Origin of the sequence: Paenibacillus solanacearum, assembly GCF_910593845.1 — a bacterium.
Lineage (GTDB): Bacteria > Bacillota > Bacilli > Paenibacillales > NBRC-103111 > Paenibacillus_G > Paenibacillus_G solanacearum.
In genome coordinates this window covers 1-19,688 of sequence record NZ_CAJVAS010000068.1, presented here as the reverse complement: position 1 = coordinate 19,688, position 19,688 = coordinate 1, and the positions used below count along the sequence as shown (strand labels likewise).

At 54.2% G+C, this 19,688-nt stretch carries 21 protein-coding genes and 1 rRNA gene; 5 read left to right on the top strand and 17 right to left on the bottom strand.

Annotated features, from left to right (window positions below):
* From KXG62_RS32440 to KXG62_RS32425, 4 genes are all read right to left on the bottom strand, one after another.
* Positions 1-93: ribosomal RNA gene (locus KXG62_RS32440) — 16S ribosomal RNA — on the bottom strand; the annotation flags it as partial.
* Between the two features lie 372 nt (positions 94-465).
* Positions 466-1,239 carry a thiazole synthase gene (locus KXG62_RS32435; RefSeq protein ID WP_218096150.1) on the bottom strand — a complete coding sequence of 258 codons (774 nt, stop codon included), beginning with the start codon at positions 1,237-1,239 and terminating at the stop codon, positions 466-468.
* A gap of 30 nt (positions 1,240-1,269) precedes the next feature.
* A complete protein-coding gene (thiS, locus tag KXG62_RS32430) occupies positions 1,270-1,470 on the bottom strand; it encodes a sulfur carrier protein ThiS (protein WP_218096149.1) in 201 nt (66 codons plus the stop codon).
* Between the two features lie 238 nt (positions 1,471-1,708).
* A complete protein-coding gene (locus KXG62_RS32425) occupies positions 1,709-2,596 on the bottom strand; it encodes a nucleotidyltransferase-like protein (protein ID WP_246627745.1) in 888 nt (295 codons plus the stop codon).
* Between the two features lie 131 nt (positions 2,597-2,727).
* Here KXG62_RS32425 and KXG62_RS32420 point away from each other — a divergent pair, with 131 nt between their 5' ends.
* Positions 2,728-3,108 (top strand): DUF2614 family zinc ribbon-containing protein, encoded by a 381-nt coding sequence (locus KXG62_RS32420; protein ID WP_218096148.1) that lies wholly within the window; start codon positions 2,728-2,730, stop codon positions 3,106-3,108.
* Between the two features lie 100 nt (positions 3,109-3,208).
* Here the strand turns inward: KXG62_RS32420 and KXG62_RS32415 are convergent, their stop codons facing one another.
* From KXG62_RS32415 to KXG62_RS32385, 7 genes are all read right to left on the bottom strand, one after another.
* A complete protein-coding gene (locus tag KXG62_RS32415) occupies positions 3,209-4,957 on the bottom strand; it encodes a glycosyl hydrolase family 18 protein (protein ID WP_218096147.1) in 1,749 nt (582 codons plus the stop codon).
* Between the two features lie 122 nt (positions 4,958-5,079).
* Positions 5,080-5,514, bottom strand: coding sequence for a peroxide-responsive transcriptional repressor PerR (perR, locus tag KXG62_RS32410; RefSeq protein WP_218096146.1), 435 nt, complete (start codon positions 5,512-5,514; stop codon positions 5,080-5,082).
* 63 nt (positions 5,515-5,577) lie between these two features.
* On the bottom strand, positions 5,578-6,819 hold the full coding sequence (locus tag KXG62_RS32405; RefSeq protein ID WP_218096145.1) for a DUF4097 family beta strand repeat-containing protein: 1,242 nt from the start codon (positions 6,817-6,819) through the stop codon (positions 5,578-5,580).
* Between the two features lie 18 nt (positions 6,820-6,837).
* On the bottom strand, positions 6,838-7,464 hold the full coding sequence (locus KXG62_RS32400; protein ID WP_218096144.1) for a hypothetical protein: 627 nt from the start codon (positions 7,462-7,464) through the stop codon (positions 6,838-6,840).
* Between the two features lie 14 nt (positions 7,465-7,478).
* Positions 7,479-7,874 (bottom strand): hypothetical protein, encoded by a 396-nt coding sequence (locus KXG62_RS32395; RefSeq protein WP_246627744.1) that lies wholly within the window; start codon positions 7,872-7,874, stop codon positions 7,479-7,481.
* A gap of 16 nt (positions 7,875-7,890) precedes the next feature.
* A complete protein-coding gene (locus KXG62_RS32390; RefSeq protein WP_425517404.1) occupies positions 7,891-8,493 on the bottom strand; it encodes an RNA polymerase sigma factor in 603 nt (200 codons plus the stop codon).
* A gap of 82 nt (positions 8,494-8,575) precedes the next feature.
* A complete protein-coding gene (locus KXG62_RS32385; RefSeq protein WP_218096142.1) occupies positions 8,576-9,277 on the bottom strand; it encodes an MgtC/SapB family protein in 702 nt (233 codons plus the stop codon).
* A gap of 158 nt (positions 9,278-9,435) precedes the next feature.
* On the opposite strand from KXG62_RS32385, the gene KXG62_RS32380 reads away from it, so the two are divergent.
* Positions 9,436-11,133: a hypothetical protein gene (locus tag KXG62_RS32380; protein WP_218096141.1), complete on the top strand. Its 1,698-nt coding sequence runs from the start codon at positions 9,436-9,438 to the stop codon at positions 11,131-11,133.
* On the opposite strand, the gene KXG62_RS32375 is transcribed toward KXG62_RS32380, so the two are convergent.
* The 5 genes from KXG62_RS32375 to KXG62_RS32355 form a co-directional block, all read right to left on the bottom strand.
* A complete protein-coding gene (locus KXG62_RS32375; protein ID WP_218096140.1) occupies positions 11,118-11,591 on the bottom strand; it encodes a GNAT family N-acetyltransferase in 474 nt (157 codons plus the stop codon). The two genes, KXG62_RS32380 and KXG62_RS32375, sit on opposite strands and share 16 nt — an antisense overlap.
* A 207-nt stretch (positions 11,592-11,798) precedes the next feature.
* Positions 11,799-13,247, bottom strand: a complete 1,449-nt coding sequence (gene gatB, locus KXG62_RS32370) for an Asp-tRNA(Asn)/Glu-tRNA(Gln) amidotransferase subunit GatB (RefSeq protein WP_218096139.1) — start codon at positions 13,245-13,247, stop codon at positions 11,799-11,801.
* A gap of 139 nt (positions 13,248-13,386) precedes the next feature.
* Positions 13,387-14,841, bottom strand: coding sequence for an Asp-tRNA(Asn)/Glu-tRNA(Gln) amidotransferase subunit GatA (gene gatA, locus KXG62_RS32365; RefSeq protein WP_218096138.1), 1,455 nt, complete (start codon positions 14,839-14,841; stop codon positions 13,387-13,389).
* Positions 14,842-14,880: 39 nt separating this feature from the next.
* Positions 14,881-15,168 (bottom strand): Asp-tRNA(Asn)/Glu-tRNA(Gln) amidotransferase subunit GatC, encoded by a 288-nt coding sequence (gene gatC, locus KXG62_RS32360; protein WP_218096137.1) that lies wholly within the window; start codon positions 15,166-15,168, stop codon positions 14,881-14,883.
* Between the two features lie 185 nt (positions 15,169-15,353).
* Entirely contained in the window at positions 15,354-15,737 is a 384-nt protein-coding gene (locus KXG62_RS32355) for an ATPase (RefSeq protein WP_218096136.1), read from the bottom strand.
* 98 nt (positions 15,738-15,835) lie between these two features.
* Here KXG62_RS32355 and KXG62_RS32350 point away from each other — a divergent pair, with 98 nt between their 5' ends.
* A complete protein-coding gene (locus tag KXG62_RS32350) occupies positions 15,836-16,933 on the top strand; it encodes a HupE/UreJ family protein (protein ID WP_218096135.1) in 1,098 nt (365 codons plus the stop codon).
* An 80-nt stretch (positions 16,934-17,013) separates the two neighbouring features.
* The gene (locus tag KXG62_RS32345) at positions 17,014-17,529 is read left to right on the top strand and encodes a YfiT family bacillithiol transferase (RefSeq protein WP_218096134.1); all 516 of its coding nucleotides are present in this window, start codon (positions 17,014-17,016) and stop codon (positions 17,527-17,529) included.
* Here the strand turns inward: KXG62_RS32345 and KXG62_RS32340 are convergent.
* Positions 17,516-18,721 carry a M24 family metallopeptidase gene (locus KXG62_RS32340; protein ID WP_218096133.1) on the bottom strand — a complete coding sequence of 402 codons (1,206 nt, stop codon included), beginning with the start codon at positions 18,719-18,721 and terminating at the stop codon, positions 17,516-17,518. The two genes, KXG62_RS32345 and KXG62_RS32340, sit on opposite strands and share 14 nt — an antisense overlap.
* Positions 18,722-19,170: 449 nt before the next feature.
* On the opposite strand from KXG62_RS32340, the gene KXG62_RS32335 reads away from it, so the two are divergent.
* On the top strand, positions 19,171-19,464 hold the full coding sequence (locus KXG62_RS32335; protein ID WP_218096132.1) for a transposase: 294 nt from the start codon (positions 19,171-19,173) through the stop codon (positions 19,462-19,464).
* Positions 19,465-19,688 lie beyond the last annotated feature (224 nt).

The window sequence follows — 19,688 nt, the reverse complement described above, 5'->3', positions numbered from 1 at the left end:
CGTCCGCCGCTAACCCCGAAGGGTCCGCTCGACTTGCATGTATTAGGCACGCCGCCAGCGTTCGTCCTGAGCCAGGATCAAACTCTCCATTAAGGTCGCTTGCACAATCCGAAGATCATGTTCGCTATAATGTAAGCTGATTGAGCTCAAAATTTACTGCTAGCGAGAATTTGCATTCTCTATTTCACTCACTCGTTGTTCAGTTTTCAAAGGGCAATTCATTCTGTCGTTTGTTGTCGTCCGTTTTAGCGGCGACTTTTTTAATATACCACATTCACCTAACTCAATGCAAGCATTTTTTTAAAAACTTTTTCAACGCCTGCTTTATGAAGCTTTCGAATGGACATGCCGTCTTAGCGGCGAAGACTAATTTATCACATCCTCGGATTGAAAGTCAAGCATCGAATCAAAAAAATTAAAAAGGAGCTCGGCTCCTCAAAATAGCCTGCTCCTTTTCGCATAAATTTACTCAATCATTCCTTCAGCCGGACTGCTCGCCGAGGCATAACGCTTCTTCGGAATGCGTCCTGCCAAGAAGCCTTTGCGACCCGCTTCAACGGCAAGTTTGAAAGCTTCCGCCATCAATGCAGGGTTACCGGCCCCAGCTACTGCCGTATTGAGCAGCACGCCATCCGCTCCCAGCTCCATCGCAAGCGCTGCGTCCGCAGGGCCGCCGATCCCGGCGTCAACGATAATCGGCACCTTCGCTTCTTCAATGATAAAGCGCAAATTGCCTTGGTTAACGATACCCTGGCCCGAGCCGATCGGCGAAGCTCCGGGCATGACAGCGGCTGCGCCAGCTTCTTGCAGCTTGCGCGCAAGAATGGGATCGTCGGACGTATAAGGCAGTACGATAAATCCTTCTTCAACTAGAATTTTCGTCGCTTCTAGCGTCCCGACCGGATCGGGGAGCAGCGTCCGGGGATCGCCGATCACCTCGACTTTAATCATGTCGCACAATCCGGAAGCTTTCGCCAAGCGCGCGATGCGAACCGCTTCCTCTACGGTGTAGGCTCCAGCCGTGTTAGGAAGCAAAGTAAATTTCTTCAAATCCAGAGACTCCAAAAAATTCGGGGCATCGGGGTTATCGATCGGCAGTCTGCGAATTGCAAAAGTCAAAATTTCCGCAGCGGAGGCTTTCACCGCTTGTTCCTGTACATCAAGTGCCGTAAATTTGCCCGTTCCAAGCAGCAGGCGGGATTGAAACTCATAAGGCCCGATTTTTAACGTGTCGCTCATCGTTATAACTCCTTCTATGTCCGAAATACGTCAGCCTCCGCCGACAAAATGCACGATCTCCACCTGGTCGCCGTCGCTTAGACGTGTCTGATCGTATACGCTGCGATCAATGATCTCCCGATTCAATTCGACAACCAAAATTTTGTTCTGCAGCTTGAACGCCGCCAGCATATCGGCAACCGTCGATACTTGCTCCACGTCCCTTGTCTCTCCGTTTACGACCAACCGCATTGGGTCACCTCCTCCAGTCGCTGACAACAAAACGAAAAAAATGCCAACCCGCGTAGGCTGACATGAACGAAAATAGATCCGATTCGCATTTCGTCCACTTTCCTACGCTGGTATAATCCAGAGACGTCTCTTGTTCGAAACGCCGTCAACAGGTTCCAAGGGTCAAAGATCCGCTTCTTTTTCTCAGCCCGGCACGGTGGGCTCCCCTAGTGGCTATGTAATTATCGATGCAAGTATATCACACTTTACTTCGTTTGACATCCGTGTAGCGCAGCTCGAGAACGGATAAATCCTGATCGTCGGTAAATACGATTTCTTTGACAAGCGATTTCCTGACTAGCTTGCTCAGCAATAGCGGCAGCTCCATACCGATATCGACGAGCTTTGGTTCCTGCTGCAGCTCGTGTAAGGTCCAGGCTTCTTCCCTGCTGCCCAGCACTTCGAGCAAGGAAGTACAGCATCGCTCCATCTTGGACATCACCGAAAATTCGCAAGCCAAAAGCACAAGCTGCACGCGCTGCTTGACCGTCTCCACGCTGAGCGTCAGCTCCTCGTACAGCTTGTATACCCCCGGGTTGATCGATTTGATCTGGCGCCAAACGGTCACTTCGGGATGATGGCCCGATTCGATGATGACGATGCGCGCCCAATGGCGCAGCGCCTCCAGTACGTTATGGTAAGCATCCAGCGTATGATCGTCGAGCAGGTATTCTTTGCTTTGCAGGTAACTTCTCAAAAACTTGGAAAACTCGATGAGCAGCTTATGCTCCCTGAGATCGTCGGGGAACTCGAGCACCTTATGCCGCAAGCTTTCCAAATACATATTCCGATCCAGAAGTATCTCTCCCTTTAAGATCCAGTAAATAATGCTCCGCTGCTCCCCGTGTAATATATAGCCGTTCAGCGCTTCCGGACTAATCCATCTTTCTTGTATACGGCGTTCCTCTTTTATATAATGGTACTGTTGATGGGCTTGTTCGGCATCGCTGCTTATAACCAGCAGCAGCAAATCAAAACCGTCGGTAATGGCCGAAAACATCGACGGATTGTCGACGGCCGCCACACTGATCACGGTATCGTCCCGACGGAGCTCTTCCACCCGATATGCTTTTAACGATTCCAACATGAGATGAAGCCTCCTGTCGCAATGAACACTTAAATCGATACAACCATCTATTTCTACATTCTTCATCCGGTTTCCTGCAACAGATTATGACAAAACGCACAATTATTACGCGAAAGAAGTGAGTGTTCAGCATGAGATTAAAATCGAGTAAGGTAAATGAGTTCCGGCTATGGGGACTGCTGCTGACGATGGGCGGCATGCTGCTGATGATCCTCGGACTGGCCGGAGTCGTGTTTGACTGGGGAACGGCCGGGCGCTGGGCGGCCGTCATCAGCATGGTCGTCGGCGCGATCGCGATGCTGATCAGCATGGGGATTTATTTCGCCGCCGGTATGATGTCTACGAGCGCAACGGTGGTAACGTGCCCTGAATGCGACAGACCGACCAAAATTCTCGGTAAGACGGACCGCTGCATGTATTGCAAAACGATATTGTCGCTCGATCCCCAGCATGCGCCGAGACCCGACGCCGAAGATGGAACTGTCGCCGGCACGACGAAGCCGACTCCATAATGATTACTGCCATAAGCAGTCGTTCTCCTCTCTTTCGGACATAGTAAAAAAGGATCGCCTTCCGCTATGGGAAGCCGATCCTTTTTATATGATATGGCGTTTACGGCGCATCGAGTACAGATTGAATCCATTTCCACGCCTCCGGATTTTCATACCCGCGAGTCCATGAGGCGACGCCGGCCAAATCGTACTTATGCATAAGTGCGATCCGCGCTTTGACCGATGTCTCATCTTCGATCCAAATCCGCTTCAGATTGCCGTCTTCTTTGTATTCGACATAATTTTGTCCCGTTTCCGGGGAAAAGACCGGCGTAAGCTTCATCTCTTTGATGACCCGCTGCGGCATATCCATGTATACCGACCTGGCGCTGACTTTCGTCTTGCCGTCCTTTTGCAGCTCCTCGGTCCATACCCGGGTATAAAACGGCATGCCGAGAATCAGCTTTTGCGGCGGGATCTTCTCTTGGTTCAGCAAATCGACGACCGATTTCTCCACCCATGGCAGCGATGCGACCGAACCCGCCTTCGGGCTGCTCGCCCAATGCTCGTCGTAAGCCATCAGCACGAGATAATCAACCACCTCTACGAGCGCCTTGCGGTCATAGAACATCGACCATGACTCGCTGCTCGAAAGCGCCGTAACGTCGATCGAGACAACCAGGCCCTGCTCGTGCAGCAGCGGCGTCATTTCCCTCACGAATTGAACGAGGTTTTGCTTATCTTTCAGGTTCACATTTTCAAAATCGATATTGATGCCTTGCAGCGAATACATTTGCGCGAAGCTGAGCAGCTGCTTGATCATCTTCATCCGTTTGTCATACGTGGACAACGCTTCCGTCGTCCGTTTCGGCTCGAAGCCGTTGCTGAACAGAGCCCACACCTGATAGCCGTTGTCATGCGCCCATTTGACATAGGACGGGTCGGCGTTGTTCTTGATGTTCCCCTCGCCGTCTTCCAGTTGAAACCACGTCGGGCTAACGACATCCAGCCCCGGCATCGCCGGAATTTTCGATGTGTCCGGGTTTTTATTGAACACTTGCTCCCACGTCATATTGATCTTACCCGAAATGGGCTGTTTGGGAACAAATTCAGGCTTCGGCGCCTGCTTCGGGATGACTTCTTCACGACCCGACTCCAACTGATCCTTGCGAACATAGCCCATATGCCCGTCGGAGCGCTGCACCTGGAGCCACTCCCCCTGATCTCTCCAGACCATCACTTCTTCCCCTTGCTTCAAATCGGCATAGATCGGCGATTTGATCGAAGGGTCACGCCGCATCGGGACGGTACGCTCAGGCTTGTTCGGATAAGTCAGTGCGCGCTCCCAATGTATCTTATCCCCGTCCTTGAACAGAAACACGGCTCCCGTTTCGGAGGACTCCCGCAGTTCGATGCCGTAAAGTTCCTTGAGCGGATCGATCGGAACATATACGCCGTTCTCCGCTTTCTCGAGCGGGAACCGAAGGGTAAACGGTTTCTCATTGACCATGCCCGTCAGCTGGCTGGTGCGCAGCCGCATAACTTTCTCCTGCGTTGTGATAATAACGGACTCGCTTGATTTCTCATATATAAGTGCGGGATCGATACGTTCTTTGGCAATTTCGAAGGAAAGCTTCAAGCTTTCGTTGTGCCCGATCGCGGGCTGTTCCAGTTGAACGCCATTGTAAAACACAGGCTTCGGATTGCCGCCGAAATCCGGCTGCACATGCTCCGAGTTGGGCATATACACGATATACGCATACGTGCCTAGCATTGCTCCGCAAATGATCGCGAGGCTGAATAAAAGCCACGGCCACTTGCGTCTTCTCCTCCGGCGCGCTCTGCCGGACATCTCCATCATCGACTCCATCTCTTCACTCCTGTAGCAAGATGCCTATCCATTATGCCGTATCTAGCAAAATGGACGTATCCGGCTGCCCCAGCTGGGCGGATGTCCGAACACGTCCATTATACCGTAAATCTATCAATCTATCACCCGCTATGAGCCGCGCTGCAATCCGAGCAAATACCGTACACTTCCACGCGGTGACTTTTGACTTTAAAGCCTGTCAGCTCTCCCGCCGCCTTTTCCAGATCGTCGAGAGGCCGGTATGCAAAATCGACCAGCTTGCCGCATTTCTCGCATAACGCATGGTAATGATCGGATAAGTCGGCGTCAAACCGGCTGGAATGGTCCCCATACGTCATTTCGCGAACAAGCCCGGCTTCGATAAATACTTTGAGATTGTTGTAGACGGTAGCGACACTCATGCTGGGAAAACGCGGGGATAACGCTTTGTAAATGTCATCTGCGGTCGGATGCGACATCGTACCGAGCAAATAGGTCAATATGGCATGCCGCTGCGGCGTCATTCGCACGCCCATCGTTTTCAGTTGATGGAACGCTTGCTCCATTCTGGAATTCATGGTGTTCACCGTCACTCCGAGTAAAAGGATTCGCTTCATTTTACCCGGATGCATGGTGCCTTGTCAATTGGACGGTTGGATCGATACGGTGCCGTTCGTCTCGAAACGGACAGCATATTTGCCGCTGCCGATCGTGCCTTCAACCGTTTTTTTGCTAACGGTGAGAGGCAATGAAGAGCTGACTCCATCCTCTCTGCCCTTCCCTGAGACGCGATAATCGCCTTGGGTCGGCAGGCGAAGCTCGATTTTACCGTTCGAGGTTCTTACGTCCCAATCGCCGCTAACCGTTGGGCTCGACGCTTCGACGGTGCCATTCGTCGTTTCGGCTTTCAGCTTCACGACGTTTCCGTTGACCTTGACGGAACCGTTGGTCGTATGCGCATTGACGTTGCCGGTAATTTCCTGAACGTCAAGCGTTCCGTTCGTTGATTCGAGCATCGCATCGCCCCGGTGACCCGTCACCGCAACGCGGCCGTTCGTCGTTTTCAATGTCATTGGTCCTTCGGTTTTATTGGATGTGATGGTGCCGTTCGTCGTCTCGAATCGAAGCTCTCCGGACAGCTCCGATATTTGAATCGCACCGTTCGTCGTCTCCGCTTTCAGCCGCTGTCGGATCGGAAGCTGGGCCGCCTCGATTTTGCCGTTCTTTGTCTGCAGCTCCAGATTGATCTTCTGCTGAGCCGGGACGGTCACGACAAGATCCATTCGCGGATATTGGCCTCCGATCCATGAACCGTATTGTTTGCCGTTGGCCTCAATTTCTATCGTATCGCCGGACTGCCGGTAATCGATTTTCGACTCGTCGGCGATGCTCCGCGCTTCTTTCTCGTCTTTTACTTTGACATACATCGTCAGCGCTACCTGCACTTTGTCCACATTACCCGGTTTGACCGTCACGCTGCCATCGCGGTCGTTGATTTTTACATTGCCGATCGCCGGACTGATTGGAATTTCCGTCACGCCCTTGTCGAATTTATGCCCTTCGCCAAACGAGCTGACGACGTCGCCCCAATCGAATATCCCGTTCATTTTTTTGAACATATCGACGGATTGGGTACTAACGATGACGACCGCCGAAATGACGACGGCGAATATGATGCCCGGAATGTCCAGCTTCAGCTGGCTGCCGGTGCTCCCGTATTTCATATTAAAAAGGAGATACTCGACTCCCAAACAGATGAACAACAGCGGCCACCAATCGATCAAGGCTGCGGTTAGCCCGCTGCCCGTGGCTTTGTCGATAATGACAAAAGCTCCGACGGCCACAAGCAATAACGCCGCCGTATAACGCCCTGCTTTATGCATGATGCCTCGCTCCTCGCCTTACTTCTTTTTCGATTCTTTATAGAACATATACGCGCCCACGCCGATCAAGATCAGTGCTCCCACGGACGAGCCGGCCATTTCAAATACGCGTTCAAGCCATGCGGGCTTGCCGCCGGCCAAAAACAGCAGTGCTCCGATGCCGATCAGCACATAACCGATCAGGTTGCTGCTGCCGCGCGTTTCGTTCGGAAAACCGCCCGCAGGCGCTTCTCCGGGCATCGATTCTCCGTAAAACCCAGGTATTTCCGCATGGTTTACTTTGTCGGTCTGCTGCAAAGCGTCAAATATATTGTAGAAATAAATGACGGGGACGAGCAGCGAGAACAGCACGACAAGCGGTATATTATTGCCGTTCGTCGCAAAAAATACAATCGCGAATATATCCAGGAAAAACAACAGCATCATGCTCAGCCCGCGCTGCATCAGACCCAAATAAAACTGGCCGGTACCCGGAATGCAGAAGGACAGCAGACCCGCAATCCACTTGTTCTTCCGCAGTCTAGGGCGGAAAAACGGATCGAAGGGCGCTTGCCGCCTCTGCCCGTATCGCTCCAACCGCTCCCGCAGAAATTCGTCTTCGCTATCATGCTCCGTTCCCGGAGGCTTCTTCATGTCATCCTGCATCGTTCCGATCCTCCTTATGTCAACAACTGCTTCGATAATAATTCGATCGTCTGGTATACAAAGCGGGTGCCGCTGCGAACGCCGGCCTCCAGCTCTTGGGCATCCAGCGAGATAAGCTTGCCCATGGCGCCCGAGTAAATGAACAGGAACGTGGCTGCCGTGGCCACCAGACCGTTCGCAAGCTCCGCGCGCCAGAACGTTTTTTTTCCCGCCGTCTCCTGCCGCGGCACCGATGCGCTCTCCGCCGTCATCCGCTCTGTCCTTAGCGCCGCCATCACCCGGTCGGGCAAGCCGCCGGGAGCTTCGAGGAGCGGCATATCTTCGAGCACCAGCTCCATTTCCACGAAAGCGTCCAGTCTTCTGCGGCAGTCCGGGCAGCCGCGGAGATGAAGGGCGATCCGTTTGCTCATGAGTTCGTCGCTATGCTTATTTAGATACCGCTGTAGGGTCCGATCGTCGGGATGCATGAAGTTCATGCCCTCGCACCTCCATCCATTTTTCCTTCAAAAGCGACTTCCCGCGGTACAGCCGGGTTTCGATCGTTTTGAGCGGGAGCCCGGTACTATCCGATATTTCCTGATACGACAGCTGTTTATAATGATAAAGATACATCACCAGCCTGTATTTGTCAGGCAAATCCGACAATAACCGCTGCATCGTCTCTTGCTCTTCCTTCTGCAAGGCTCTCGCTTCGGGCTCCTCCTTCCGGTCGCCGAACCATCCCTTCACTTTGTCGAGAATCGCTTCGTAGGGCTTGCGGCGCTGGGATCTGCGATAATCGGTCACCAAATTGACGGTAAGTCGATATAGCCACGTCTTGAACTTGGCGTCGCCCCGAAAGTGCTCCAGCGAGCGATACAGTTTAATGAAAACTTCCTGCGTCAAATCTTCGGCGGTTTCCCGATGGCCGATCATGCGATACGTCAGCGTATAAATGTAATGTTGATGACGCTCCATCAGGAGCCGATACGCTTCGTCGTCGCCTTGGCGGACTCGATCGATCAGCTGCTCATCCGTCATTTGGTCCACCAGGTTCACCGCCTTTTTGCTTCTTTCATAACAGTTAGACGGCTTTCTGCAGCGTACCCCTTCAAATTTGCAAAAATATTTTTTAATCGCATACGACCGATTTCACGCCGTCCAGGTGCTTCAAATCTTCTACGGTTTGCAGCAGCATTCCTTCTTTGGCCAGACGCAGGTTCAGCATAATCAATACGGACGGATCCGCTATATCGTCATCCGCCTGTTCCTCCACGGACAGCATCTTAATAACGCCGCCCCGATTGGCGACTGTTAGCGACACGCGCGAGAGCATACCCGGCCTGTCGGCGGCCTGCAGCTTGAAGTGATACAGCTTTTTACCGCGAAAATATTTTTGTTCGATGCGGTTCAGGACGAACAAGCTGATCAATACGAGCAGCACCGCCAGCACGGCCGCATAGTAAAAACCGGCGCCGATCGCTAGCCCGATCGCGGCTACGACCCACAGCGAAGCCGCCGTCGTCAGGCCGGTGATCGACTTCCCGGTAAATAAGATCGTACCCGCGCCGAGGAAGCCGATGCCGCTGATCACTTGCGCGGCAAGCCGGGCAGGGTCGAGCCGCACATTGTCGAGCACGGCGAACTCGGAGAAGCCGTACATCGACAGCAGCATGATCAGCGTTGCGCCGAGGCAGACGAGAATATGCGTCCGCATGCCGGCGGCATGGCTGCTATGCTCGCGTTCAAAGCCGATCACACCTCCAAGCAAAAAAGCAAGCACCAGCCGGAGCGTAATGTGCGCAGGATCGATAAACCACGGATTCGCTGCCATTCGGCCGCCTCCTTCTGAAAACATTCTACTGTTTATTGTACCATCTTCCGCCGAAGTTAACGGTTTTCGGGAAAAAACGATTGACTTCATCGCGGCGCACGGTAGACTTAGTATCAGTGAAACGTTTAAATTACTCATAATGGAGGCGTTCCGAAAAAATGGCGACGGACGTAAGGACACGGAAACAGGAGGTGCTTCGGCTCGCAGCCGAACAGGCCATGACGCTTCCGCTTTCGGAAAGCGGGTACTGGTTCCATAAAGATGTGCGCGACAACTTTTACTTTGCGATTCATTTGTTCGGTTACACGGCGGAAGGAGCGCCGGACTGGACGGAAGCAAAACGGAACGAGGGACGGGAGCTTGCCGTACGGATGCTCTACAACGTGCTCAAGCTGCAGATGCAGGATGCAAGTCATCCGATGTATGGACATTGGCCTCTCCAGCTCGGTCATGATCCGGCATCGGCCAAGCCTCACGTGCTGCCTGTGGAATTGATGGGCTGCATGCTGATGTTCTTTTACGAAAAATACCGCGAAGCGCTTCCAGCGGAATTGAAAAGCGAAATCAGCTTGTCCATTCTGCATATGTACCAAAGCAGCGTGTATCGCCATCCGCTAAAATCGATGCATCATCACGAAGCGAAGCATACGGCGCTCAAGCTGCTGCTCGGCCATGAGTTCGGCGACGAGGCGCTGCTCGAGGAAGGCATCCGCTGCGCGCAGCGGATGCTCCGGCATGTGCGGACATACGGCTTCAAGGAATACGGCTGCCTGCCGTGGCATTGGCACTGGATTCAAGCGTTTACCTGCGTCTGGGACACGGTGGAGGACGAAACGGCGCGAACGGTGGCGGGCGAGCTGCTTGCGTATTTGTGGGGTTTGCGGGCGGAGGCGTACTTGCGCGGGGCGTGGGTCGGTCCGCATTCGCGGATTTGGCCCCACGATGCGCCGAAGGATACGAACACGCCGCTCGACTATATCGCCTTCGGCGATTTTACGGCACCGCAGACGTTCCCGCGGCTCGAAGGCGCCGCACTGTACGCCTACGAGGTGCCGGCAGCCGTGCGTGAACGCGCTCTGGCGTATGCCGAGCCGCGCGAGGTGAAGCGGCTGATCCGCTTCGCCGGAGAAGACGGCGAAGTGACGGAGTCGGCGCACACGTACACATACGTGACGCGCGAGTATGCGCTCGGCGGCATTTACGAGCGCCGTGAGGAGTTCGACAACGAACAGCTGCGCTGGGACGTGTCGCTGCCGCTCGATTCGGAGCCGGCAGCGGCGGGGGTGAATCAGCTGTATTTCTTCCATCCGGGCAGCAAATATGCGCCTGGCGACGATCGACACGCCAGCTCTTATGGCGAAGCGCTGTTCGACAAAGGCGCCGTGCTGCAGCTGTGGGCCCTTCCCGAGAACGCGGCAGGGGACACGTTCGGCCAGCTCGTCGGCTGTCTCCCAAAAGGCGAATGGCGCTTCGGTGAATTCGGCGGCTGCGGCAAGCTGGGCTCGGTCTATGCAGCATTTCACGCTTGGGGCGGCGGACCTGTCGTCATTACGGAAAAGGCGGACCGCTATTCGGCTTCGGTTCCTCTCGAAGCCGGCCGCCTCGCAGGCATCGTCGTGGAAGTCATGTCCAGCGAGGAAGCGGCGGCCCTTGGCATCCGCGATCTCGACGCTTGGACGGCAGCAGCGGAAGAACGCTTCTCTGACGCGTTCAAGCTGCTGCCCGATGGCTTGGCCGCGTCGTACCGTTCCTTCAGCGGAAGCGAGCTGCGTCTTGAAGTTCGCAACGACGGAATGCTGGTTACGCGAACCGTTGGCGGAGCGGATCCCGCCTTCGACGACTATACGATCTTCTGAAACTGCGTTAGCGTGATGCCCGGTGCAACAAGCCGCACTCTTACCGGTTCGTAGCCGTGTTTGCCGTACAATTCAACGGCCGGTGTATTGTTGGTGCCCGTCGACACCTTGATGCACGTGCCAGACGGAGCGAATTGCTCCGCATGCCTTAGCAATCCGGTCGCAATGCCGCGGCGGAAATAATCGGGATGCGTCATCATGCGGCATATCGTCAGCTCCCGCACGCCCTGCTTGCAGGAGACGGCGCCGACGAGCCGCCCTTTGCCTTCCGGCACATCCAATTCGTCATAGTAGCCGAAGAACGATTCTTCCGACTCTTTTAACGTTTGCGGCGAATCGAATAAGGGCGGGATCTCGGTGAAGCCGATCAATTCGGCTTCGATCCGGTAAGCGAGCTGCTGAAGCGATAACAGTTCCAACGTGTCGTGCGTATCGTTCAAATCTATTTGCCGAATCATGGACAGCCCCCCTTGGAAAAAACTTCTGATTGATGCCTTTCGGCGAAGATATATTCGTGTTTTAACGAAACCTTCTTGCGAGCAGAAATTGATTAAGCACTTTTATCGCTTGGATGAAGTTAAAGTTTCCTTGCTTTTAAAAAAATGGCATGTCTTCCGGCGCGACTCCGAGGTCGCGCCTTCCGGCATACCACTTGATTTATTCCGCTAAGCATTAAGGCGGTCAATAATTAACTTGTTTACTAATCCTGGGTTCGCTTTCCCCTTCGTTTCCTTCATCACTTGCCCGACAAGGAAGCCGACTGCCTTCTCTTTGCCAGCCTTGTAATCGGCTACGGATTGCGGATTGTTCGTCACGATCTGGTCAACGACCGCTTGGATCGCACCTTCGTCGCTGATCTGCACAAGACCTTGTTCCTCTACGATCGTCTGCGGCGCTTTGCCGGTCTCCAGCATCGCTTTGAATACCGTCTTGGCGATCTTGCTGCTGATCGTCCCTTTCTCCATCAGTCCGATCATCTCGCCCAGCCCTTGGCCCGTCACCTTCACGTCCGACAGCTCCAAATTGTTGGCGTTCAAATAACCGAGCAGGTCGCCCATAATCCAGTTGGATACGGCTTTGGCGTCCTTCGTATAGTTCAAGCTCTCTTCGAAGAAGTCCGCCAATTTCATGGACGACGTGATCACTTCCGCGTCATAGCTTGGCAAGGCGTACTCGTTCACGTAACGCGATTTGCGCGCGTCCGGCAGCTCCGGAATCGACGCTTTCACGCGCGCTTTCCAGTTGTCGTCGATATGCATCGACACGAGATCCGGGTCCGGGAAATAGCGGTAATCATGCGCCTGCTCCTTGCTCCGCATCGTCAGCGTCTTGCCTTGCGCTTCATCCCAGCGGCGCGTTTCCTGCACGACCTTGCCTCCGCTGTCCAGCACGTCCGCCTGGCGCCACTCTTCGTACTCGAGCCCGCGCTGTACGCCTCTGAACGAGTTCATGTTCTTCAACTCGGCTTTCGTACCGAACTCCTCTTGGCCGTACGGACGCAGACTGATGTTGGCGTCGCAGCGCAGCGAGCCTTCCTCCATCTTCACGTCGGACACGTCGCAATACTGCATGATCGCCTTCAGCTTCTCCAAGTACGCGCGCGCTTCCTCCGGAGAGCGCAGATCCGGCTCGGAGACGATCTCGATCAGCGGTGTGCCGACCCGGTTAAAGTCCACGAGCGACGCATAGCCGCCGTCAACATGCGTCAGCTTGCCCGCATCTTCCTCCAGATGAACGCGGGTAATGCCGATCCGCTTCGTCTCGCCGTTCACTTCGATTTCGATCCAGCCATGTTCGCCAACCGGCTGATCGTACTGGGAAATTTGATACGCCTTGGGCGAATCGGGGTAAAAATAGTTTTTACGGTCGAACTTGCTCACCGTCGCGACTTGGCAGTTCAGCGCCATTGCCGCTTTCATGGCATACTCCACCGCCTGCTTGTTCAGCACCGGAAGCACGCCCGGATGCCCGAGGCAAATCGGGCACGTATGCGTGTTCGGCGGAGCTCCGAATGCCGTGGAGCAGCCACAGAAAATTTTGGAGTTTGTATGCAGTTCGACGTGAACTTCGAGGCCGATGACCGTTTCGTATTTCTTATCGGTTGCTGTTGTCACGTAAGGATGCTCCTTTCAATATTGCAACTTGTGCTGGCGTAGCTATAGCATAAGTTGTCAATGGTATTGCAACTTGTGCTGGTGAAACCACAGTGTAAGTTGTCGATGGTATCGCAACTTGCCCGAGTGCGGCTGATGTTTACAGCTGCGGGCGCTGCTTGTGGAAGTCAGTTTGCTGCTCGTACGCATGGGCAACGCGCAGCACCGTCGATTCGTCGAGCGGTTTGCCGATGATTTGCAAGCCGATCGGCAGTCCGTCCGCAAAGCCGCACGGTACGCTAATGGCCGGAACGCCGGCCAGGTTCACCGGAATCGTCAAAATATCGTTCAAATACATCGTCAGCGGGTCATTCGCTTGCGATCCGATCTTGAAAGCAGTCGTCGGCACGGTAGGCCCGATGATGACGTCATATTGTTCGAACACCTGGTCAAAGTCGCGCTTGATCAGCGTACGGACCTTTTGCGCCTTCAAGTAATACGCATCGTAATAGCCGGAGCTAAGCGCGTACGTTCCGAGCATGATCCGGCGCTTGACCTCGTCGCCGAAGCCTTCGCTGCGCGACTTGAGATACACGTCCAGCAAGTTTTTCGGGTTTTCCGCGCGCACGCCGTAACGTACGCCGTCAAAGCGGGCCAAGTTGGAAGAAGCTTCCGACGAGGCAAGTAAATAATAGGTAGCGACGGCATATTCCGAGTGCGGCAAGGACACTTCTTCGACGATTGCCCCTTGCGCTTCCAGCACCTTCAGCGCGGTTAGCACCGCGTCCTTCACTTTCGGATCGATGCCTTGGCCGAAGTACTCCTTCGGCACCGCGACGCGCAGACCTTTCACATCGCCGGTCAAGGCGCTCACATAATCCGGAATATCCGTGTTCAGCGACGTCGAATCCATCGGATCATGCCCGGCAATCGCCTGCAGCAAATAAGCGCTGTCTTCCACATTTTTGGTCAGCGGACCGATCTGGTCGAGCGACGATGCGAAGGCGACGAGTCCGAACCGGGATACGAGGCCGTACGTCGGCTTCAGCCCGACAATGCCGCAGTAGGACGCCGGTTGGCGGATTGAACCGCCGGTGTCGGAGCCCAGGGAGAAAAAGACTTCTCCGGCCGCAACCGCAGCCGCGGAACCGCCGCTGGAGCCGCCCGGCACGTATTCCTGATTCCATGGATTATATGTCGGATGGAAGCTGGAGTTTTCGTTCGAGCCCCCCATCGCGAATTCATCCATATTAAGCTTGCCGATCGTAACGGACTGCGCTTTCTTCAGCTTCGTCACGACGGTCGCGTCGTACACCGGATTGAAGTTGCGCAAAAATTGGCTTGCGCACGTCGTCGTCAGCCCCTCGGTTACGATATTATCCTTGATGCCGACAGGCAGACCGAACAGCAGCCCTCTCGCGCTGCTTCCCGACTGCTCGTCCAATGCTTTGGCCGTATGGCGCGCGCCTTCCTCATCCAGCGTAAGGAATGCCTTCACCTTGTCTTCCACGGCGGCAATACGTTTATAAGACGCGTCTACCAGATCGGAGACGGTAATTTCTTTGGAATGAAGCTTATTGTGCAGCTCCTGCAATCGCAAATCAAACAATGACAAGCGGATATCCTCCCTTCAATAATCGCGGCGCAAAACGGATTATTCCAATACAGCCGGAACCTTAATTTGTCCTTCCTCTTCATCCGGCGCGTTCAGCAGAACCTTCTCGATCGGCAGCGACGGCCTGACGGCATCCTCGCGCATTACGTTCACAAGCGGCATCGCGTGGCTCGTCGGTTCGATGCCTTCCGTATCGAGTGCGTTTAACTGCTCCGCATATTTCAATATAGCGTTCAGCTGCTCGGTAAACTGTTCCTTCTCCCGTTCGCTCAGCTCCAGTCTGGCAAGGCTTGCAACGTGCTCCACGTCCTTGACGGTAATACTCATCCTTTAGCACCTCACTCTATGTCGATCATTTTTCCTATTATAGCTTAGTTGGAATAGGTTCTCAATTGCCTACGCCCGCCGGCATGCCGGAATAAAGCAAAAAAACCGATCTTCTCCTGCTACAGGAGCCGCCGGTTCATGATTTATAATGAAGCCCGTTGTCTTCCACCGCTGCAAAAGCCGGGTTAAATCCACGCCTTCAAATTGATCTGCTTAATAAAATCTTCCTTGGACTGCACTTCTTTGCTAGCTTCGGCTTCCGCAGCCGCCTCGACGTTCTCTCCGTTCAAAATACGGCGAAACATCTCCTCGTTCCGCGTGGCCAGTGCAAAATCGATTAGCGCCTCCTGCTCCAGCCGGTCGACTTCCTGCTGAATCAGTACTTCCTCCAGCTCAATATCCGCTCCGGGCACAAAATAATGTTTATTCGTCTTGGGCACCCGGACGACGTAATCAAATACGTTATCCGCATTACGGTCGTAAGCGATAATGTATCCGTATTCTCCGATCGGCAAATTTTGTTCAAAACTGTCCGCGATAACAATTACTTTTTGTCCCAACCGCAGCATGGACGTTTCCCCCTTGGATCTACCGGCCCTCGCTCTTGATTCATGGTGAATTTCGTATATGATGGATTCAGAAAATGTTGTTGCAAATGAGGTGCCTCATGAATCGTGCCCGCAATGGACGCTTAGTATGGATTATAATTCTATTAATCTTACCATTATTTTTTGGGTTAAGCAATGCTAGACTAGCCGAAGCGCATCCTTTAAACAACGGATATTCGCAGCTCTCCGTCACCGCCTCGGGCGTCGACTACGACCTATTCATTCCCGAGAACAGTCTCCTCCTGTTCGATACCGATCGCGACAGCAAGCTGTCGGAACGGGAACTATCCGATCAGCGCGGCGAGATGACGCGCTATGTCACGGAACGGCTGAAGTTGAAGCAGGATATGGAAAATATGCCGGTAACGATGAAAACCATCCGTATGGACGTAAAAGACTCGATACCGGTCGTCGCCTTCTCTCTGCATTACGAAGCGCTGAAGCCGATCCAACGGTTTATCATCGACTACAGCCTGCTGTTTGACGATGCCGACCCGGCTCATCTGAACTTCGTGCTGATTACGGAAGGCGACGATATCGACCAGGCGGTGCTGGACAGCGCCCATCGTACGTACCATTACGAGTCGTTTCATCCGGCGACGCCGGGAACGGTATTATGGAATTATTTTATGCTTGGCGTGGAGCATATATTGACGGGTTACGACCACTTGCTCTTTTTATTCTCGTTGCTGCTCATCGCCCGGCGCACCGCCGAGGTCGTCAAGATCGTCACCGCCTTCACCATCGCACACAGCATTACGCTGCTGCTGGCCGCTACAGATATCATTCATCTGCCCGGCGCATGGGTAGAAGTCGGCATCGCGCTTACCATATGTTATGTCGCCATCGAAAATATGGTTATCCAAACAAGCCGGTTCCGCTGGCTGCTCACGTTCGCATTCGGTCTCATTCACGGGATCGGCTTTGCCGGAGCGTTAGGCGAAATCGGCCTGCCGCAGCAATATTTTCTCAGTTCCCTGCTGATCTTCAATCTCGGCGTGGAAGCAGGGCAGCTGGCGATCGTCGTTCTGGTACTTCCTCTGCTCATCCGGCTGCAGCGATTCGGGTGGTACAAGCGGGCGGTCGTCATCGGCGGGTCTGCGCTGATCTTCATCCTTGCGGCTCGATGGGCGCTAGAGCGGGCTGGGCTGCTCTGAAGACATGCTGAACGGAAACCGGATTGCAGCTTTACGATAAAGGGCAGCTCGACAATAAACAAATGGGAGATGGGATGAACATGACAGATTCGCTGCGTTATCCGATTGGACGGTTCGTGAAGCCCGAGAAACTGAATATAGCGCAGGTGCAGGCGTGGATTGGTGAAATCGAAGATCTGCCACGACAGGTGAGGGACGCGCTGAGAACGGCAAGCGCCGCGCAGCTCGACACCCCTTACCGGCCCGGCGGATGGACGGTGCGTCAAGTCGTGCACCATTTGGCGGACAGCCATATGAACAGCGTCGTCCGATTCAAGCTGGCGTTGACCGAGGAACAGCCGACGATCAAGCCTTACCGCGAGGAAGCGTGGGCCGAGCTGCCGGATACGCTGCACGCGCCGGTCGAGCTATCGCTTGCTCTACTGGACGCGCTTCATGCCCGTTGGGCATTGCTGCTCGGCGCCTTGACGGAAACCGAGCTGCTGCGCACGTTCCGCCATCCCGACTCCGGCGTCGTCCCGCTGTATGAAAATATCGGCATCTACGCGTGGCACGGACGCCATCATCTGGCGCACATCCGGCTTATAACCGGATGAGGCCTTCGCGGGATACCGTCAGCTTCTCAAACCCGCTATCGGTCACGGCATAGCTGTTCTCGATGCCGACAACGCCGCGCTGCGGAAACGTGAACTTCGGCTCGATCGCAATGACCATGCCCGGCTCGAGCGGATAACGAAAGCCTCTGGCGAGCACGGGCAGCTCGTCGATTTCGAGGCCAATGCCATGGCCTAAAAATTTGACCTGATCGTCCCCATACCCCATGTAATGATCCCCCAGCCCCGCTTCATGCGCCATCTGCAGTGAATCCGCGTACATTTGTTCGCAACTCGTTCCCGGCGTCAGCATCGATTCGACGCTGCGGATAATTCGTTCGGACGTTTCATAGGCAGCCGCCAGATCCTCCGCGAGATTGCCAATAACGACGGTTCGCGTCTGGTCGATCACATAGCCTTCGATGCAGCAGCCGATGTCCATCAATATCGGCTCGTCCCGTCCGATCGGACGGCGGCTTACGCTCTGCGGCACCGCCGGGCCAAGACCTTGTCCGCCGGCCGGGCCGTCAAAGTAGGTCGGCTCCGCAGCAGCAGCACCCGCTCCCAGCATCCCGGTAATGACCTCCTGGTTGTAGCCGCGCATCCGCATCGTGCCGATGTGACCTTGCCGCCGGATGAAATACTCGATCCCGGCCATCACCTCCAGCTCGGTCATCCCGGGCTGCAGACGTTCAAGCGCCTCTTCGAAGGCGGCGTCAATAACGCGCGCCGCTTCCCGGATGCAAGCGAGTTCGCGGGAGGATTTGATCATCCGCGTCTCGCGAATGATGATGGAGCCGTCCACCCATTCCGCGTGCGGCATCACATGCTGCAGCCGTTGATACAGCTGCACGGGCAGCACGTCGAATTCGGCGGCCAACCGGATCGATGGCCTGCCTTCGCCCTTGGCTCCCCGCGCGAGCTGCGGGAACGCCGCCGCTACCCGTTCGCCGAAGGTGCGGAACGAGCCGAGCGGCTCCACGACCGCACTGGCTTCCTGCTGTGCGCGCACGACACTGCGGCGTACTAGGAATAGCGGCTCGCCTTCGGCCGGCACGATCAAATAGCCCGTCTGCATCGAGCCGGTCAAATAATACAAATCTACATTTTGCGTTACGACAAAGCCGTCGATGTGCTGGGCTTGCATCTTTTGCTGCAGCCGTCCGAGACGCTGCTTGTACTCCATCCGATCCATTGGCCAAAATCCTCCGATGTAAATAAGATTATGCTCCTCATTGTACATGACGGATCACAGCAGGAAAAGGCTTGGCCATAGAGCAAAAGCAGGTGGCATAGCGTGGTGGATGACGGTCCTTAGTGCGGATCATCAGCGGATTTCTCGTGCGAAGTCATGAAGAGAGACGGCCCTTCCGGACAACGAACCACGATGCTATTCGCATATAGCAATGCAGCCTACCCGTAGAGAGCTCGTCAAGATTATTTGTTGGGTGACAAATATATTTTTAAGTGGATAAAGTCAGTAAAACAAAGGATTTGGGGGAGAATCGGGCTTTTTCAGTTACAAATTTTCCGAAAAATAACAAGTACGGACTCGTGCTATGCACAGGGTAGGTACACTGTAAACTGGGTCCCACTATAATGCTACATAGAATCTAGACAGCAAAAAAGGAGTTCTTTAGTTGTATGTCATCTACTAGACGGAGATTTACACCCGAAGAGAAGGCTCAGATTGTACTGGAAATTTTAAAGGAAGAAAAGTCAGTTTCTCAGTTAGCCTCCGAGCACGGCATCCATGCTAATGTTCTCAACCGGTGGAAATCAGAGGCGGTTCAGAATCTCTCGCAGTTATTTGTAGATGACCGTAAGGGCATCACGAAAATGAAAAAAGAGTACGATCAGAAAATCGATGAACTCTACGCCGAAGTGGGAAAACTGACGACCCAATTGTCGTGGATCAAAAAAAAATCTGGCCACTAACTTATCTCGCGATGAGCGAGTGGATCTCTTAGAATGGGATAATCCAGATCATTCGATCCTTATCCAAGCCGACTTACTGAGTCTCAATCGCTCCAGTTTGTATTACAAGCCGGTCTCTCCCTCACCGGAGGAAATTCGCCTCAAGCACCGGATTGACGAGCTTTACACGCAGTATCCATTCATGGGCTATCGAACAATCGCAAGCATCATGAATAGGGAACAAG

Coding starts and splice junctions, on each gene's coding strand:
- KXG62_RS32435 (WP_218096150.1), bottom strand. CDS start 1,239: ATGAGCGACACGTTAAAAATCGGGCCTTATGAGTTTCAATCCCGCCTG.
- thiS (WP_218096149.1), bottom strand. CDS start 1,470: ATGCGGTTGGTCGTAAACGGAGAGACAAGGGACGTGGAGCAAGTATCG.
- KXG62_RS32425 (WP_246627745.1), bottom strand. CDS start 2,596: ATGTTGGAATCGTTAAAAGCATATCGGGTGGAAGAGCTCCGTCGGGAC.
- KXG62_RS32420 (WP_218096148.1), top strand. CDS start 2,728: ATGAGATTAAAATCGAGTAAGGTAAATGAGTTCCGGCTATGGGGACTG.
- KXG62_RS32415 (WP_218096147.1), bottom strand. CDS start 4,957: ATGGAGTCGATGATGGAGATGTCCGGCAGAGCGCGCCGGAGGAGAAGA.
- perR (WP_218096146.1), bottom strand. CDS start 5,514: ATGAATTCCAGAATGGAGCAAGCGTTCCATCAACTGAAAACGATGGGC.
- KXG62_RS32405 (WP_218096145.1), bottom strand. CDS start 6,819: ATGCATAAAGCAGGGCGTTATACGGCGGCGTTATTGCTTGTGGCCGTC.
- KXG62_RS32400 (WP_218096144.1), bottom strand. CDS start 7,464: ATGCAGGATGACATGAAGAAGCCTCCGGGAACGGAGCATGATAGCGAA.
- KXG62_RS32395 (WP_246627744.1), bottom strand. CDS start 7,874: ATGAGCAAACGGATCGCCCTTCATCTCCGCGGCTGCCCGGACTGCCGC.
- KXG62_RS32385 (WP_218096142.1), bottom strand. CDS start 9,277: ATGGCAGCGAATCCGTGGTTTATCGATCCTGCGCACATTACGCTCCGG.
- KXG62_RS32380 (WP_218096141.1), top strand. CDS start 9,436: ATGGCGACGGACGTAAGGACACGGAAACAGGAGGTGCTTCGGCTCGCA.
- KXG62_RS32375 (WP_218096140.1), bottom strand. CDS start 11,591: ATGATTCGGCAAATAGATTTGAACGATACGCACGACACGTTGGAACTG.
- gatC (WP_218096137.1), bottom strand. CDS start 15,168: ATGAGTATTACCGTCAAGGACGTGGAGCACGTTGCAAGCCTTGCCAGA.
- KXG62_RS32355 (WP_218096136.1), bottom strand. CDS start 15,737: ATGCTGCGGTTGGGACAAAAAGTAATTGTTATCGCGGACAGTTTTGAA.
- KXG62_RS32350 (WP_218096135.1), top strand. CDS start 15,836: ATGAATCGTGCCCGCAATGGACGCTTAGTATGGATTATAATTCTATTA.
- KXG62_RS32345 (WP_218096134.1), top strand. CDS start 17,014: ATGACAGATTCGCTGCGTTATCCGATTGGACGGTTCGTGAAGCCCGAG.
- KXG62_RS32340 (WP_218096133.1), bottom strand. CDS start 18,721: ATGGATCGGATGGAGTACAAGCAGCGTCTCGGACGGCTGCAGCAAAAG.
- KXG62_RS32335 (WP_218096132.1), top strand. CDS start 19,171: ATGTCATCTACTAGACGGAGATTTACACCCGAAGAGAAGGCTCAGATT.